Raw genomic sequence first — 15,528 nt, 5'->3', positions numbered from 1 at the left:
CAGCAATCTATGACGTCGAATTTACGGGGGCAAATCAATCAAATAGGGGTGGCACGATCGACCGGACTGATCGGCCGCCGCGTCGCGTCGGTCAGCGGCGCAGACGCCGGTCTGATGCGATGCATGCGGCAGGGCAGAGACCATGCACGCGATTCATGGACGGCATTTTTGGCGGGAATTTGACCGTGCATCGCGCCGCTCTTATCGTGGGTCCGGCGTAGAGAACTGACTCGATCGCGGACCTGCCAGCCGGATTCCATATGAGCAGGATTACTGACTTTGATCCACAGATCCCCATGAACTCACCAGCGCCCACCTCAGCGGTCACGCTCTCCGCCTCGCCCCATTCGAGCGCGGTCCGGCGTGCGGTCACGACGGCCGTGCTCGGCCAGGTCCTCGAATGGTATGACTTCTTCCTGTACGGAACGGCCGCCGCACTGATCTTCGGCAAGCTGTTCTTTCCGGTCGGCAGCGATCCGCTGACCGGAACGATCGCCGCGTTCGGCGGATTCACGGTCGGCTTCATCGCGCGGCCGATCGGCGGGCTGATCTGCGGCCACATCGGCGACCGCTACGGCCGCAAGACGGTGATGATGCTGACGATGTTGACGATGGGCATCGCGACCGTCGGGATGGGACTATTGCCGACCTACCGGGAGATCGGGATCGCCGCGCCGGTCGCGCTCGTGCTGCTGCGCGTGCTGCAAGGTCTCGCCGCAGGCGGGGAGTGGAGCGGCAGCATCCTGCTGATCCACGAGAACGCGCCCGCGTCGCGCCGTGGCGCACTGGCCGCGTGGAGCCCGTGCGGCGCCGCCTTCGGGTTCGTGCTGTCCACGGCGGCATTCCTGCTGATCCAGCAGCTTGCGCCGGCGGATATCGAAAGCTGGGGCTGGCGCCTGCCGTTCGTCGCCAGCATCGTGCTCGTCGTGCTCGGTCTGTGGATGCGTCGCTCCGTCGGCGAAAGCGCGGCATTCGCCGAAGCGAAATCCGCGCATCGTGCGAGCGCCACGCCGATCGTCGACGTGTTGCGCGAGTGCCCGCGCCAGGTGCTGACCGTGTTCGGCCTGCGATTCGGCGAAGGCGCCGTGTCGTATCTGTTCTTCGCGTTCTCGCTCGCCTACGGCAAGTTCATCGGCCTCAATTCCACGTGGCTGCTGAGCGGTCTCGTGATCTCGATGCTGCTGATGATTCCGGTGACGCTCGTCACGGGTCAGCTGACCGACCGGATCGGCCGCAAGCCGATGTACCTGATCGGCGCGATCGCGGTCGTGCTCGTCGCTTACCCGTATTTCGCGATGCTGAACTCCCACCAGTTCCCGCAGGTCCTCGCCGCGCTGATCCTCGCCAACAGCGTGACGATCGGCATCCTCGAAGGCGCGCAGCCGGCGTTCATCAGCGAGCTGCTGCCCGTGCACCTGCGGTTCTCGGGGCTCGGCATCGGCCGCGAGATCTCGTCGGTGCTCGGCGGCGGGCTGTCGCCGATGATCGCGACCGCGCTGCTCGCCCACTTCCGCAGCGCGACGCCGATCGTGATCTATCTCGTGATCCTCGGTGCGATCACGGTCGCCGTCACGTGCATCGCGCCGGAAACCTACCCGAAGGCGCAGCGCGACCGGGATGCGGTCAAGCCGCGCTGACCTGACCGTTCGTTTAGCCTCCCAATCCAGAGACTCTTCACTTCAGGACATCATCATGCAGCTCGCTCAAGTCATCCATGAAACCCTGCCGGACGACGTGCCGGGCCGAACCTTCGGCAATGCGCCGCATGTCGCGGACGCAGCGCCGCTGCCGCTCGACGCGGTGATCGCCGAGGTCGAACGCCGCCGCGACGAGTTCGACCGGCTGTCGCACGTACCGCGCGACGTGATCGCCACGATGAAGCGCGCCGGCATCTTCCGCGCCGGCACGCCGCGCCGCTTCGGCGGCGACGCGTTGCCGCCGCACATGTTCCTCGCGATGCTCGAACGGATCGCGATCGCGGACGGCTCCGCGGCGTGGGTGGCGGCGTTCGGCTCGGCCAACACCTACCTCGCCGCGTTGCCGCTCGACACGCAGCGGAAGATCTATGCGGACGGCCCGGACCAGGTGTTCGCAGGCGGGCTCTATCCGCTGCAGCCGGCGAGCCCGGCGCCGGGCGGCTACCGCGTATCCGGGCGCTGGCGTTTTGCGAGCGGGTGCAAGGGCGCCGACTGGATCGGCGTGGGGATCGGTGGCGCGCCGGCCAACGGCGGCGCGCCCGGCAAGCCGTTCACGGCGGTCTTTCCCGCCGCGGAAGTCGACATCGTCGACAACTGGCAGGTGGTCGGCATGCAGGGCACCGGCAGTCACGACCTCGCGCTGCACGACAAGTTCGTCCCCGCCGAATGGACGTTCGTGCGTGGCGGCGAGCCGACCGTCGACGAACCGCTGTACCGCTATCCCGCCGTGTCCTACCAGGCCCAGGTGCATGCGGCCGTGAACGTCGGCCTCGCGCGGGCGGCGCTCGATCTGCTTGCGGGCATGTCGGGCGTGACGAAGACGACGACCGGCGCCCCGCGGCTCGCCGACCGTGCGTACTACCGCGCGGGCCTCGCGAAAGCCGAGGCGAACTGGCGCAGCGCCCGCGCGTTTTTCTACGACTCGGCCGAATCGGCATGGGCGTCGCTGCTGAAGGGCAATCCGGTGTCGGCGTCGCAAGCCAACCTGTTGCGATTGAGCGCGACCCATGCGGCGCAGGTGTGCGCGGAGGTCGTGATGCAGGCCTATCAGCTGGCCGGCACGGCCGCGATCTATCGTGAAAGCCGCCTGCAGCAGCTCGTGCGCGATTCGATCGTGGTCACGCAGCACGCGTTTCTCGGCGAAGCGACGTACGACAATGCGGGCGCCGTCTTCGTCGGCACCGCACCGGTCACGCCGTACCCGTGATGCGCACATCGCGCCACGAACCCTCGCAACTGGAGTCTTCGATGAACGACACGATCAATCAGGACGATACCCTTCGTCACTTCCGGGAGGCGATGTCCCGCCTGCCCGCCGCGGTCAACGTCATCACGACCGATGGCACGCACGGCCGCTGGGGCATCACGGCGAGCGCGGTCTGTTCCGTGACCGACACGCCGCCGACCATGCTGGTCTGCATCAATCGCAACAGCCGCGCGCACGACGTGATGCGCGGCAACGGCAACGTCGCGATCAACCTGCTGCCGCCGACGTGCCAGGACATTGCGCAAGCGTTCGCCGGCATGACGTCGGCGCCGGCGGGCGCGCGTTTCGACGGCGCTCACTGGCGGCCCGGGCACACCGGCGTGCCGGTGCTGGCGGACGCGAACGTCAGCCTGGAAGGGCGCATCGTCGACAGCAAGGCGGTCGGGTCGCATACGGTGATGTTCGTCCGGATCGACCATATCGCGCTGCATTCGGAAGGCGACGGGCTGATCTATTTCGGCCGGGCCTTCCACCGGCTCGCGCATCCGCTTGCGGCGTGCGCGAGTGGCACGGGCACGGGCGCGATCGCGAGGTGACGCATGGAGGTGTGTCTTTTCCTGATCGCCGATCACGCGGGCGGCGAAGCGCTTCCGCCTGATGCGAACGAGGCTGGGGTGATGTTGCGCGGGCTGCCGCAGTTGAAGCGGCTCGTCACGCATCGCCCGATCGCGCTGCAGGCGGACCGGGCGGATCCCGCGCCGCGTCCCCCCGCGCCGTCATGCGTGCTGCAGTGCTACGTCGACGAGCTCGCCGCGCTCGAAGCGATGCTCGTGCCCGATGGTCCGGCGCATGCGTTCGTCGCGCATTGCCGCGCGCACGGACATCGCGTCGCGCAGCAGGCGATGGCCGTGCGCCGGATGGTGGCGGTTCATGGACGCGGCGTGCGTGAAGCGGACGAGCGATGCACGTACCTTGTCAGCTACGACGGCGACGCACGCGACATGAATGCGTGGCTCGCGCATTACCTCGATCACCACCCGCCGCTGATGGCGCAACTGCCGGGCGTTCGCGAGATCGAGATCTACACGCGCGTCGACTACCGGTCGGCGCTGCCGGTTCCGCGTGTCGACGCGATGCAGCGCAACAAGGTCGTATTCGACGACCCCGATGCGCTCGCGAACGCGCTGGCATCCCCGGTGCGCCGGCTGATGCGGCAGGATTTCGACGCGTTGCCGCCGTTCACGGGGGCGACGCCCCATTTCCCGATGGCAAGCCGTGTTTATGAGATAACATCCAGTCGATAGTGCGGCCGGCGCACTGACAACGAACGGGCGGGGGCCGCCGGCGATGGCGTTTCGCCATGCCGCCGCAACGCGCGGCGGTGCAGGGCGCCCGCCCGCGATTCGCGAAGACCATGACGAAATCGAACCCGGTTGTCACCGACCTCAATCTGCTGCGGGTGTTCCTGGCGATTTCGGACTTGCGCAGCCTGACGGCTGCCGGCGAGCGGCTGGGGCTGACACAGCCGGCCGTCAGCCATGCATTGCGGCGCCTGCGCAAGCTGTTCGACGATCCGCTGTTCGTTCGCACACCGGGCGGCATGGCCCCGACCGACGCCGCGCGCCAGTTGCACGGCCCGCTGACCAAGGCGTTCAGCATCATCAATCTCGCCGTCCAGCAGCTCGCGCATTTCGATCCGGCCACGGCGGAACGCGTGTTCCGGATCTCGATGTCCGACATGTCGGAGTTCTATTTCCTGCCGCCGCTGCTCGCGAAGCTGGCGGAAATCGCGCCGGGAATCCGGCTCGAAATCGCGAGCGCGGCGGTCGATGCAGTCAGCGCGGCGATGCGCGGCGGCGAGATCGATCTCGCGCTCGGCTACGTGCCCGAGCTCGACCCCGGCTGCGTGAGCCAGACCTTGTTCTCCGACGAGCATGTGTGCATGGTGCGAGCGGGACATCCGCTGCGCAAGCGCGTGCCGACGCGGGACGACCTGACCGCGCTGCGCTACGTGTATGCGAGCAGCAACGCGACCGGACACCGGATGGTCGAGAAATGGCTCGACGAGCTGCACTTCGAGCGTACCGTCGTGCTGCGCCTGCCGCACTTCATCGTCGCGCCGGAGATCGTGCAGCACACCGACCTGGCGATCATCTTTCCGCGCAGCATCGCCGAGCGCTTCAACCGCGGCCGCGCGTTCCGGATCTTCCCGCTGCCGTTCGCGTTGCCGCCGATCGAAATCCAGCTCCATTCGCATGTGCAGTTTTCGACGGATCCGGGCGTCGCATGGCTGCGCGGGCTCATCTACGAGATGTTCCATCGGCCCGACGCGTGACCGTGGGCGCAGACGCACGACATAGGGCACAGCCATCTTCAATATCCGACCGGCCGATTTAAAATCCGTGCAAGAATCAATCCGGCAAATATTGGAGACTGGCATGACATCCGTCGATCATCTCGATCTGAACCTGTTGCGCGTGTTCCAGGCGATCGTCGAGGAGCGCAGCCTGACCAAGGCCGGCGAGCGGCTCGCGCTGTCGCAGCCGGCCGTCAGCTATTCGCTCGGCCGGCTGCGCACGCTGTTCGACGATCCGCTGTTCATCCGCACGCGCGCCGGCATGCAGCCGACGCCCGTCGCGCTCGAGCTCGCCGGCATCGTCGGCAAGGCGCTCGACATGGTGCGCGAGGCGCTGCGCTATGCGGAAAGCTTCGATCCGGCGGTCAGCACGCGCACGTTCCGGCTCTCGCTGTCGGATGCGGGCGAGATGGCGTACCTGCCGGCGATCTGCCAGGCGCTGCGCGAACGCGCGCCGCGCGTCACGCTCAGCGTGCGGCCGATGCCCGTCGAGGAGATCGAGGAGGCGCTGCGCGCGAGCAGGCTCGATTTCGCGATCGGCAACCTGCCGGAGCTGATGCCGCGCACGCGTCACCGGCTGCTGTTCGAGGAGAGCTACGTGTGCATGACGGGCCGCCGCCGCGGGCTGCCGACGACGGACGCGCTGAGTCTCGAGCAGTTCCTGTGCGCGTCACACGTGCAGGTGAAATCGGTCGAGCACAGCCATCACGCACTCGACGACGCGCTGCGCGCGCAGGGCGTCGGCCGCAACATCGCGCTGGAAGTCCCGCATTTTGTCGCGCTGCCGGGCATCCTGACCGTCACCGACCTGTACGCGACACTGCCGAAGCGCCTCGCGCAGATCCTGAACCGCGACAACGCGTTCCGCATCTATGAACTGCCGGTGCCGTTGCCGTCCGCGCCGGTGACGATGCATTGGCACGAGCATTTCCACGAGGACGAGGGCATCGCGTGGATGCGGGAACTGATGGCCGACATCGTGCAGCGCTTCGAGCAGATGTGACGGGCGTGCCGGCGTGGCGGTGCGTCACGCCGGCGGCACGCGTCACAGATCGAGCACGAGCACCTGCGAACGGGCGCGCGACACGCAGCAGCAGATCACCGCGTTGCTCGCGCGTTCGGCCTTGCTCAGGCAATGGTCGCGATGGTCGGGCTCGCCTTCGACGACCGGAATCATGCAGGTGCCGCACACGCCTTCGCCGCACGACGTGTCGATCTCGATGCCGATGCCCGCGAGCGCATCGACGATCGATACGTCGCGATCGACCTGAACCGATTGCCCGCTGCGCTGCAGGCGCACTTCGAACGTGCCGGCCGTCGCGTTGTCTTGCGGTTGCGGTTCGGCCGAGAAACGTTCGAGGTGGATCGCATCGTCAGGCAGGCGCATGGTGGAGGCCTCGACCACGCGATCCATGAATGCCGACGGGCCGCACGTATAGACGTGCGCGCCGTCGCCGAGCGCCGCGACGCAACGTTCGAGCTCGCCCGCAAGCGCATCCGGCTCGACCCCGTAATGGAACGTGATGCGCGACGCGAACGGCGCGGCCGACAACTGCGCACGGAACGCCGCGTGCTCGCCGCTGCGCGCGAAGTAGTGCAACTGGTAGCGCGCGCCGCTTTGCTCGAGCCGATACGCCATCGACAGCAGCGGCGTGATGCCGATTCCCGCCGCGATCAGCACGTGCTCGCGTGCGTCGCTCGCGAGCCTGAACAGGTTGCGCGGCGCGCCGATCCACAGCTCCGCGCCGACCTGCACGTCGTCGTGCAGCGAACGCGAGCCGCCGCGCGATGCGGCTTCCTTCTTGACCGCGAACAGATAGCTCGCGCGTTCGTCGGGGTGACCGCACAGCGAGTATTGCCGCGTGATGCCGGACGGCGCGGTGACGTCGATGTGGGCGCCGGGTTCATACGCATCGAACGGCTGGCCGTCGACGCGCGAGACCCGGAAACAGCGGATGTCCTGCGCTTCATCGATCAGCGCATCGACCCGCACCTTGTGGCGGTTCGCTTCCATGAGAAATCCAGTCATGAGTTCCGAAGGGGCTGCCGGCGCCGATGCGCGTTGGGGCAGCCTGCAGTTGAGGATAGGGAGCGCGGTTTCATAAATCAAATCGATTAAAAATCGATCGTTGAATCAGTCACATCGATAATTGCTCGCGTATCCGGCCGACGGGCCGGATACGTATTGCGTCAGCTTGCCGCCGATCCGGAGGCTTCGACGGCCGGTTCGCTTTGTTGCGCGGCCTCGACCGGCGCGCTGCCGTGCTGCTCGCGATCGAGGCTCTTGCGGTACTGCCGGCATCCGGCGCCGAGCAGCAGCGTGGCGAGCACCGCCGCCGCCAGATTGACGATCGCCATCGAATGGCCGACCGCCGCGGGGGCGCCGAACACGCGGTCGGTGAACAGCGCGACCGTGGTCGTGCCGAGCCCGAGCCCGATCAGGTTCGACACCAGCAGGAACAGCGCCGAGACCTGCGCGCGCATCTGATTGGGCGCGAGCGCCTGCATGGCGGCAGCGGAGGTCGGCAGCGGGAACGATGCGAAGAACATCGCGGCGACGAGCAGCGCGAGCGACGTCGGCAGATGCTCGACCTGCGTGAACAGCGCGGCGGGAATCACGAGGCACGCCGCACCGATCGTGCCGGCGCGCAGCGGCGCGTCGGCATGGCCGCGGCGCAGCAGCCAGTCGTTCAGCCAGCCGCCGCAGAAAACGCCCGCCGTGTTCGCGACGAGCAGCACGGTGCCGAGCGTGTAGCCTGCTTCGACGGCCGTCATGCCGAAGTGGCGGATATAGAACGCAGGCGTCCAGCTCAACAGGCAGTACAGCGTCATCGCGTAGAACGAGAAGCCGAGGTAGTGGCACGCGAACGTGTTGCGGTGCTTCGCGACGAAGCGCAGCGCGTCGGCAATCGATACGCGCCGGATGCCGCCCGTGCGATCGTGCGCGAGCCCCTTGCGCTGCGGATCGCGGATCGTTGCGGCGAACAGCAACGCGATCAGCACGCCCGGCAGGCCGACGATCAGGAAGGTGACCTGCCACGCATGCACCTGGCCGACGAGCGGCAGCGTAAACACGCTCGCATGCTTGAGCAGCGCGATCACGTAGCCGCCGACCAGGAACGCGACGCCGCCGCCGATGAACGAACCGAGCGAATAGACGGCGACCGCGCGGCCGAGCTTCTCTTTCGGAAAGGAGTCGGCGAGCATCGAGTACGCGGCGGGCGACAGCGCGGCTTCGCCGACGCCGACACCCATGCGCGCGGCGAACATGTGCAGGAAATGCTGGCTGAGCCCGCACGCCGCAGTGGCGACACTCCAGAGCGCAATGCCGAGCGAGATGATACGGGGCCGGGCGTAGCGATCGGCGAGGTAGGCGATCGGCATGCCCATCAGCGCATAGAACAGCGAGAACGCGAAACCGTTCAACAGGCTGAACTGCGTATCGCTGAGATGCAGGTCGCGCTTGATCGGTTCGATCATCAGCACGAGCACCTGCCGGTCGACGAATGAAAAGACGTACGCGAGCATGCAGATCAGGACAACATACCACTCGTAGGCGTAGCGCTTTCCGGCGGGATGGGCGGCAGTGGGTGCGGACATGGCGATTCTCCGGGAACAGGCATTGGATGGGACGATCGGCGCTGCCGTCACGACGGCTCGAATGGCGCGGCAATCCGGTGTGCGCGATCGAGCAAAGAGCGTAGTCAACCAATTTCCCGCGACATAGTCGGGGCAACGGCGCTGCGATATGGGTATGTGCCGACGTGGATAAAGGAAATACCTAGCGGAAATGTTGTCGAATCACCGGGAAGATTGCCCCGGTGACGACAGCACGGGTCGGTTGATGTTCAGGATTATTGAATTATTTCGTCGGCACGTGCCGGCAGTCGCCCAGTCGTTACGTGGCGTCGCCGAACGAATCGGCCCTGCCTGCCGCCCGCGTTTCGCGCATCACGCACAGCGTGACGACGGTGATCGCGCCAAGCGCGACGAGGAACAGCGACACCGGCCACGACGCGTGATAGCGCGCGAGCAGCGCGGTCGCGATCAGCGGCGACATGCCGCCGGCAAAGATCGATGCGACCTCGTGACCGAGCGCGACGCCCGAGTAGCGCACTTCGGTGCTGAACAGCTCGCCGACGAGTGCGGGAAGCGTGCCGATCATCGCGCCGTGGCTGACCGCGGTGCCGATCACGAGCGCGAGCCAGACGAGCGCGGTCACGCGCGTGTCGAGCAGCCAGAAGAACGGGAACGCGCAGGCGATCAGGCTGAGCGCGCCGATCAGGTAGACCGGCTTGCGGCCGATCCGGTCCGACAGCCGGCCCCACGCGAGCATCGCGGCCATCTCCACGACCATCGCGATCATCACCCCGGTCAGCATCACGCTGTTGGAAATGCCGACGTACTTGCCGTAGACGAGCGAGAACGCGAGGAAGATGTAGGCGCCGCCGTTCTCGGCAACGCGCAGCCCCATCGCGAGCAGGATCTCCTTCGGATGCCGCCGGATGCACTCGACGATCGGCAGGTGTGCCGGCTCGCCGCGCTGGCCCGCCTGCTCGAAATCCCGGCTTTCCGGCAGGTTGCGGCGAATGTAGATGCCGATCGCGAAGATCGCCACGCTCGCCAGGAACGGCAGCCGCCAGCCCCACGCGTGGAACGCGTCGGCGGGCAGCGCCTGCACGGCGAGGAAGGCCGCGGAAGACAGCACGAAGCCGCCGCCGACGCCGAGCTGGCTCCACGCCGCGTAGTAGCCGCGCCGTTCGGGTGGCGCGTTTTCACTGATCATCAGCACGCCGCCGCCCCATTCGCCGCCGGATGCGATGCCCTGCAGCAGCCGCAGTGCGACGAGCGCGGCCGGCGCCCAGACGCCGGCCTGCGCGTAGGTCGGCAACAGGCCGATCGCGAACGTCGACGCACCCATGATCAGCAATGTCCAGACGAGCGACGCCTTGCGGCCGTAGCGGTCGCCGACGTGGCCGAACACGATCCCGCCGAGCGGGCGTGCGACGAAGCCGAGCGCGAACGCCGCGAACGCGGCGAGGCTGCCGGCGAGCGGCGACGCGCCGGGCGGGAAGAACACATGCCCGAACACGAGCGCGGCGGCCGTGCCGTAGACGAAAAAGTCATACCATTCCATCGCATTGCCGGCGACGGAGGCGATGACGATCTTGCGGAGCTGCCGGTCGGCCAGCGGCTGCGCGGTGCTCGGGTATTGCACGGTGTCGGACGGGGTCATGGCGGACTCGGCTGGGGGAATGCGTGCCGTCTCGATCCGGCATCGCTGGCGACAAGTGTTGTCGGGCCCGCAAACCCCGGTCAAATCCGCTGAAAAAGGCCAGTGCCATCATTCTCACAGATGATGGTCGCGGCTGCCGGCGGGCCGCACGATCATGCGGCCCGCCGATTCACCCCCTTACCGCTCGATCTGCCTGTTCCACCGCGTATCCCACTGTGCACGCCGCGCGTTGATCGCGGTCCAGTCGACAACCGTCACCTTGCGCACGAGGTCGTCGACGTTGCCGAGGCTCTGCGCCATCGGCGCCGGCATCTTCGCGAGGCGGTTGGTCGGAATCTGCTTGCCGGCTTCGGCGGCCTTCGTCTGCGCGGGTGCGGACAACAGGAACTGCGCGAGCTTCTGCGCGAGTTGCGGATCGGGATTGTTGGCGACGACGCACAGGTCGACGAGCAGCAGCACCGGCCCTTCCTTCGGGTTCGCGTACGCGACCGGAATGCCCTTGTCCTGCAGGTCGCCTACCGCGGTCGGCGTCAGCGGGAACAGCGCGGCCTCGCCGGTCTGCACCATCTCGGAGATCTTCGCCGAGTTCGGAATGTATTCGACGACGTTCGGGCCGACCGTGCTCGCCCACTTGCTGAAGGCCGGCTCGACGTTCTGCTCGTTGCCGCCGAGCAGGCGGTTGATCGCGAGGAAGCCGTGCAGCCCGAACGTTGATCCGTCAGCTTGCTTACGCAAGCCCTTCATGTCCATCCCCTCCCGTGCGGCGCAGCCAGCCCGCACGCTTTCGTTTCCCTTGCGGGGTCGAACCTCCGTCCTCCCGATTGGCTTCCATTCGATTTTCAACTGATGTCCAGTTGAACATTTCATTTCTGAATGTGATTGTGGCTGGCTACTATCCAGCGAATGTCTATACAACGCCGTCGGCGCGCATGGACAGATCCATCAGAACATCAATGAGCGGGTTTGGAGACGAGATGACACAGATGTTGCGAAAGAAGGGTGGAAAGACGGGCGCCGCATGCCTGTGCGTGGGCATCGGCATGCTGTTCGCGGGCGCCGCGCACGCGCAGTCGACCGTGACGCTCTACGGGATCGTCGACGCGGGCGTGACCTACACGAACAACATGAAGGGCCACTCGGCGTGGCAATTCACGGGCGGCAACGAATCGGGCCCGCGCTGGGGCCTGCTCGGCTCCGAAGATCTCGGCGGCGGCCTGAAGGCGAACTTCCGGCTCGAGAACGGCTTCAACGTCGCGAACGGCGCGCTCGGGCAGGGCGGCCGGATGTTCGGGCGATCGGCGTGGGTGGGCCTGAGCGGCACGAACTGGGGCGCGGTGACGCTCGGCCGCCAGTACAACTCGACGCAGGACATCCTCGGTTCGCTGCAGATGAGCAGCTTCCTCGCGCAGTACTCGACGCACCCGTTCGACAACGACGACATCAACAACACGTTCCGTACCAACAACGCGGTCAAGTACGTGTCGCCGAAAATCGCGGGCGTGCAGGCGAACCTGATGTACGGCTTCTCGAACTCGACCGGCTTCGCGAACGACAACACCTGGAGCGCGGGCCTCACGTACGCGAACGGGCCGCTCAACGCGGGCGCCGCGTATGCGCGGATGAACCATCCTGCGAGCAGCGCGACGGGCGCCGTCGCGTCCGACAACTATTTCCCCGCGTCGGCGTCGGTGTTCGGCGCGAGCCTCGCGAGCGCGATCCGCCAGGAGATCTGGGGCGCGGCCGCCAGCTACGCGATCGGGCCGGCGACGCTCGGCCTGCTGTACACGGGTTCGAACTTCGGGATGGCGACGGGCGGCACGCTGCGCTTCAGCAACTACGAAGGCAGCCTGCGCTACTGGGTGACGCCCGCGCTGATGGCCGCGGCCGGCTACACATACACGCGGGTCGCGCGTGGCGACGAGAGCGGGCATTACCACCAGGTGTCGGCAGGCGTGCAGTACCTGCTGTCGAAGCGCACCGACGTGTACGTGAACGGCTTCTACCAGAAAGCGTCGTCGGCCGTCGGCCAGGCGTGGATCGACGGCACCGGCAACCCGTCGTCGACCACGTCGCAGGTGGCGGTCGTCGCCGGCATCCGTCACAAGTTCTGATTCGACCGCGTCTTCCGGGAGGCTCACATGAAACTCAAACTGTTGCTGGCGGCGCTGCCGTTTGCCGGGATGTATGCGGGCGGCTCGCTCGCCGAAATGCAGCCGCTGTTGTTCGGGCTGCCGTTCCTGCTCGTCTGGAACCTGATCTGGATGGCGGCGACGGCCGCGATTCTCGCGATCCTGTTCCACCTCGACGAGCGCGACGCGGCCCGCGACGGCCGCACGGGAGACGCGCGATGAACGCATCGATCTTCATCATCGCCGCGTTCGCGGTGTTCGCGCTCGCGATCGGGCTGAGGGCGCGGCGCGGCCGCAAGCTGAGCCTCGAGCAATGGGCGGTCGGCGGGCGCGGTTTCGGCTCGCTGCTCACGTTCCTGCTGATGGCCGGCGAGGCGTTCTCGACGTTCTCGTTCCTCGGCGCGAGCGGCTGGACCTACAGCAAGGGCGTGCCGGCGTTCTACATCCTGTCGTACGGCTGTCTCGCGTTCGTGATCGGCTACTGGATGCTGCCCGCGATCTGGCGCTACGCGACGGAGCGCGGGCTCGTGTCGTTCGCCGACTACTTCGCGTCGAAGTACGACAGCCGCGCGATCGGCGTGCTCGTGTCCGTCGTCGCGGTGTTCGCGATGGTGTCGCTGCTGATGATCCAGTTGCGCGGGCTCGGCGTGATCGTGTCGGAGATGTCGTACGGGCTGATCCCGCAATCCGCCGCGATCTGGATCGCCGCGACGCTGATGGCGCTCTACATGGTCGTGTCGGGCATCCACGGCTCGGCGAGCATCGCGATCTTCAAGGACGTGCTGATCCTCGGCATCGCGATCTTCCTCGGCCTCTACCTGCCGATCCACTACTTCGGCGGCCTCGGCGAGATGTTCGCGAAGATCGACGCCGCGCATCCGGAGCTGCTGCGGATGCCCGAGCACGGCTTCAACCTGAGTTGGTACAACTCGACGATCCTGCTGACGTCGCTCGGCTACTACCTGTATCCGCACGGCTTCACCGCGATCTATGTCGCGAAGGACGAGCGGGCGCTGCGCCGCAACGTGATCCTGATGCCGCTGTACCAGGTGCTGATCGCGTTCCTGTTCCTCGTCGGCTTCGCGGCGGTGCTGACCGTGCACGGGCTCGAGGGCGCGCAGACCGATCTCGCGCTGCTGCGGCTCGTCAAGCAGACGTTCCCCGCGTGGTTCGTCGGCATCGTCGGCGGCACGGGTCTCCTGACCGCGCTCGTGCCGGGCTCGCTGATCATGCTGAACGCGTCGACGACGATCGCGCGCAACATCTACCGCGAAGGCTTCGCGCCGAACGCGACCGACCGCGACGTCGCGCGCGTCGCGCGGATCGCACTGCCGATCTTCACGCTCGTCGTCTATTTCGTGCTGCGCGGCGGCGCGACCTTCGTCACGCTCGCGATCTTCTCGTCGAGCCTGCTCACGCAACTCGTGCCGATGCTCGCGTCGAGCTTCCTGAAGCGGCCGTTCGGCACGCGCGAGGCGGCGTTTGCCGGGATCGTCGCGGGCGGTATCGTGATCGCGCTCACCAACTACTACGGCGTGACGCTCGCGTCGCTGTTCCCGGGCGCACCCGGCACGCTGACTTCCATCAACCCCGGGCTCGTCGCGCTCGCCGTGAACGCGCTGGTGTTCACCGCGATCAGCGCCGTGCAGCGCAGGCTGCGGGCCCGCTTCGCCACGACGGTCGAATCCGCATGACGACACATTCTTCTTCTCTCCTGATTTCCAACGTCCGGCTGCCGGACGGCCGTGCGGCAGCCGTGTCGATCGACGGCGGCCGGATCGCGGCCCTCGGGCCCGGCCTGACGCCGGCGCCGGGCGCCGCGGTCGAGGACGGCCGCGGCGCGCTGCTGCTGCCCGGTTTCGTCGAAGGGCACACGCACATCGACAAGAGCAACTGGGGCCGCCCGTGGTACCGCAACGAGGTGGGTCCCGCGCTCACCGATCGCATCGACAACGAGCGTGAATGGCGCAAGACGTCGGGGCATGACCCGGGCGCGCAGTCGCTCGCGCTCGCGCGCGCGTTCGTCGCGGCCGGCACGACGCGGCTGCGCACCCACGTCGACGTCGATACGGACGGCGGCCTGCGCTATCTCGACGGCGTGCTCGGCACACGGCAGGCGCTCGCCGATACGCTCGACATGCAGATCGTCGCGTTTCCGCAGTCGGGGATGCTGATCCGCCCGGGCACGGTCGAGCTGCTGTCGCGCGCGCTCGATGCGGGCGCGGACGTGCTCGGCGCACTCGATCCCGCGCTGATCGACCGCGATCCGGTCGCGTCGCTGGATGCGACGTTCGCGCTCGCCGGACGCCACTGCAAGCCGATCGACATCCATCTGCACGAACCGGGCGAGATCGGCGCGTTCACGCTGAACCTGCTGCTCGACCGCGTCGCGGCGCTCGGGATGCAGGGGCAGGTCGTCGTCAGCCACGCGTTCTGTCTCGGCGCGTTGCCCGAGCGCGATCGCGACGCGCTGCTCGACCGGCTCGCGAGCCTGAACGTCGCGCTGCTGACGTCGGCGCCGCCGTCGCGTCCCGTGCCGCCGCTGAAGACGTGCCGTGAGCGCGGCATTACAGTCTTCGGCGGCAACGACGGCATTCGCGACACGTGGTCGCCGTACGGCGTGCCCGACATGCTCGAGCGCGCGATGCTGATCGGCATGCGCTTCGACCTGCGCCGCGACGACGATCTCGCGATCGCGCTCGATTGCGTGACGGATGCGGGCGCGCGCGGCTGCGGCTTCGCCGACTACGGGCTGCACATCGGCGCGCGCGCCGATCTCGTGCTCGTCGACGCCGAGACGGTCGCGCATGCGATCGTCGCGCGGCCCGTGCGCCGGCTGGTCGTCGCGAACGGGCGCATCGTCGCGCGCGACGGCGCATTCATCGGCGCATGAGCGCTCGCGG

General features: G+C 67.4%; 13 protein-coding genes and 1 pseudogene. 10 read left to right on the top strand and 4 right to left on the bottom strand.

The window, feature by feature from the left end; translation table 11 throughout:
* Positions 1–296: 296 nt before the first annotated feature.
* From ACV22Z_RS32000 to ACV22Z_RS31975, 6 genes are all read left to right on the top strand, one after another.
* Positions 297–1,637, top strand: coding sequence for an MFS transporter (locus tag ACV22Z_RS32000; protein WP_448080244.1), 1,341 nt, complete (start codon positions 297–299; stop codon positions 1,635–1,637).
* Positions 1,638–1,692: 55 nt separating this feature from the next.
* A complete protein-coding gene (locus ACV22Z_RS31995; protein ID WP_448080243.1) occupies positions 1,693–2,904 on the top strand; it encodes an acyl-CoA dehydrogenase family protein in 1,212 nt (403 codons plus the stop codon).
* Positions 2,905–2,945: 41 nt separating this feature from the next.
* Positions 2,946–3,500: a flavin reductase gene (locus tag ACV22Z_RS31990; protein ID WP_448080242.1), complete on the top strand. Its 555-nt coding sequence runs from the start codon at positions 2,946–2,948 to the stop codon at positions 3,498–3,500.
* A gap of 3 nt (positions 3,501–3,503) precedes the next feature.
* Complete coding sequence (locus ACV22Z_RS31985) at positions 3,504–4,208, top strand: ethyl tert-butyl ether degradation protein EthD (protein WP_448080241.1); 705 nt, start codon at positions 3,504–3,506, stop codon at positions 4,206–4,208.
* Between the two features lie 110 nt (positions 4,209–4,318).
* Entirely contained in the window at positions 4,319–5,239 is a 921-nt protein-coding gene (locus tag ACV22Z_RS31980; protein ID WP_448080240.1) for a LysR family transcriptional regulator, read from the top strand.
* A 103-nt stretch (positions 5,240–5,342) separates the two neighbouring features.
* Positions 5,343–6,263: a LysR family transcriptional regulator gene (locus ACV22Z_RS31975; protein ID WP_448080239.1), complete on the top strand. Its 921-nt coding sequence runs from the start codon at positions 5,343–5,345 to the stop codon at positions 6,261–6,263.
* A 42-nt stretch (positions 6,264–6,305) separates the two neighbouring features.
* Here the strand turns inward: ACV22Z_RS31975 and ACV22Z_RS31970 are convergent, their stop codons facing one another.
* The 4 genes and pseudogenes from ACV22Z_RS31970 to ACV22Z_RS31955 form a co-directional block, all read right to left on the bottom strand.
* The gene (locus ACV22Z_RS31970; RefSeq protein WP_448080300.1) at positions 6,306–7,274 is read right to left on the bottom strand and encodes a PDR/VanB family oxidoreductase; all 969 of its coding nucleotides are present in this window, start codon (positions 7,272–7,274) and stop codon (positions 6,306–6,308) included.
* A gap of 176 nt (positions 7,275–7,450) precedes the next feature.
* The gene (locus ACV22Z_RS31965; RefSeq protein ID WP_448080238.1) at positions 7,451–8,860 is read right to left on the bottom strand and encodes a spinster family MFS transporter; all 1,410 of its coding nucleotides are present in this window, start codon (positions 8,858–8,860) and stop codon (positions 7,451–7,453) included.
* A gap of 298 nt (positions 8,861–9,158) precedes the next feature.
* A complete protein-coding gene (locus ACV22Z_RS31960; RefSeq protein WP_448080237.1) occupies positions 9,159–10,496 on the bottom strand; it encodes an MFS transporter in 1,338 nt (445 codons plus the stop codon).
* Positions 10,497–10,673: 177 nt separating this feature from the next.
* Positions 10,674–11,225: pseudogene (locus tag ACV22Z_RS31955) on the bottom strand (extracellular solute-binding protein); the annotation flags it as partial.
* A 254-nt stretch (positions 11,226–11,479) separates the two neighbouring features.
* Between ACV22Z_RS31955 and ACV22Z_RS31950 the strand changes: the two are divergent.
* The 4 genes from ACV22Z_RS31950 to ACV22Z_RS31935 are packed head-to-tail and all read left to right on the top strand — an operon-like array spanning position 11,480 to position 15,518.
* Entirely contained in the window at positions 11,480–12,607 is a 1,128-nt protein-coding gene (locus tag ACV22Z_RS31950; RefSeq protein ID WP_448080236.1) for a porin, read from the top strand.
* Between the two features lie 27 nt (positions 12,608–12,634).
* On the top strand, positions 12,635–12,847 hold the full coding sequence (locus ACV22Z_RS31945; RefSeq protein ID WP_448080235.1) for a DUF3311 domain-containing protein: 213 nt from the start codon (positions 12,635–12,637) through the stop codon (positions 12,845–12,847).
* Entirely contained in the window at positions 12,844–14,319 is a 1,476-nt protein-coding gene (locus ACV22Z_RS31940) for a sodium:solute symporter family protein (protein WP_448080234.1), read from the top strand. The genes ACV22Z_RS31945 and ACV22Z_RS31940 overlap by 4 nt, the downstream gene beginning before the upstream one ends.
* The gene (locus ACV22Z_RS31935; protein ID WP_448080233.1) at positions 14,316–15,518 is read left to right on the top strand and encodes an amidohydrolase family protein; all 1,203 of its coding nucleotides are present in this window, start codon (positions 14,316–14,318) and stop codon (positions 15,516–15,518) included. The genes ACV22Z_RS31940 and ACV22Z_RS31935 overlap by 4 nt, the downstream gene beginning before the upstream one ends.
* Positions 15,519–15,528 lie beyond the last annotated feature (10 nt).

The organism is Burkholderia sp. PU8-34, from assembly GCF_053427725.1.
The sequence above is the reverse complement of the archived record's forward strand: the minus strand, read 5'-3'. Positions and strand labels throughout refer to the sequence as shown.

Coding starts and splice junctions, on each gene's coding strand:
- ACV22Z_RS32000 (WP_448080244.1), top strand. CDS start 297: ATGAACTCACCAGCGCCCACCTCAGCGGTCACGCTCTCCGCCTCGCCC.
- ACV22Z_RS31995 (WP_448080243.1), top strand. CDS start 1,693: ATGCAGCTCGCTCAAGTCATCCATGAAACCCTGCCGGACGACGTGCCG.
- ACV22Z_RS31990 (WP_448080242.1), top strand. CDS start 2,946: ATGAACGACACGATCAATCAGGACGATACCCTTCGTCACTTCCGGGAG.
- ACV22Z_RS31985 (WP_448080241.1), top strand. CDS start 3,504: ATGGAGGTGTGTCTTTTCCTGATCGCCGATCACGCGGGCGGCGAAGCG.
- ACV22Z_RS31980 (WP_448080240.1), top strand. CDS start 4,319: ATGACGAAATCGAACCCGGTTGTCACCGACCTCAATCTGCTGCGGGTG.
- ACV22Z_RS31975 (WP_448080239.1), top strand. CDS start 5,343: ATGACATCCGTCGATCATCTCGATCTGAACCTGTTGCGCGTGTTCCAG.
- ACV22Z_RS31970 (WP_448080300.1), bottom strand. CDS start 7,274: ATGGAAGCGAACCGCCACAAGGTGCGGGTCGATGCGCTGATCGATGAA.
- ACV22Z_RS31965 (WP_448080238.1), bottom strand. CDS start 8,860: ATGTCCGCACCCACTGCCGCCCATCCCGCCGGAAAGCGCTACGCCTAC.
- ACV22Z_RS31960 (WP_448080237.1), bottom strand. CDS start 10,496: ATGACCCCGTCCGACACCGTGCAATACCCGAGCACCGCGCAGCCGCTG.
- ACV22Z_RS31950 (WP_448080236.1), top strand. CDS start 11,480: ATGTTGCGAAAGAAGGGTGGAAAGACGGGCGCCGCATGCCTGTGCGTG.
- ACV22Z_RS31945 (WP_448080235.1), top strand. CDS start 12,635: ATGAAACTCAAACTGTTGCTGGCGGCGCTGCCGTTTGCCGGGATGTAT.
- ACV22Z_RS31940 (WP_448080234.1), top strand. CDS start 12,844: ATGAACGCATCGATCTTCATCATCGCCGCGTTCGCGGTGTTCGCGCTC.
- ACV22Z_RS31935 (WP_448080233.1), top strand. CDS start 14,316: ATGACGACACATTCTTCTTCTCTCCTGATTTCCAACGTCCGGCTGCCG.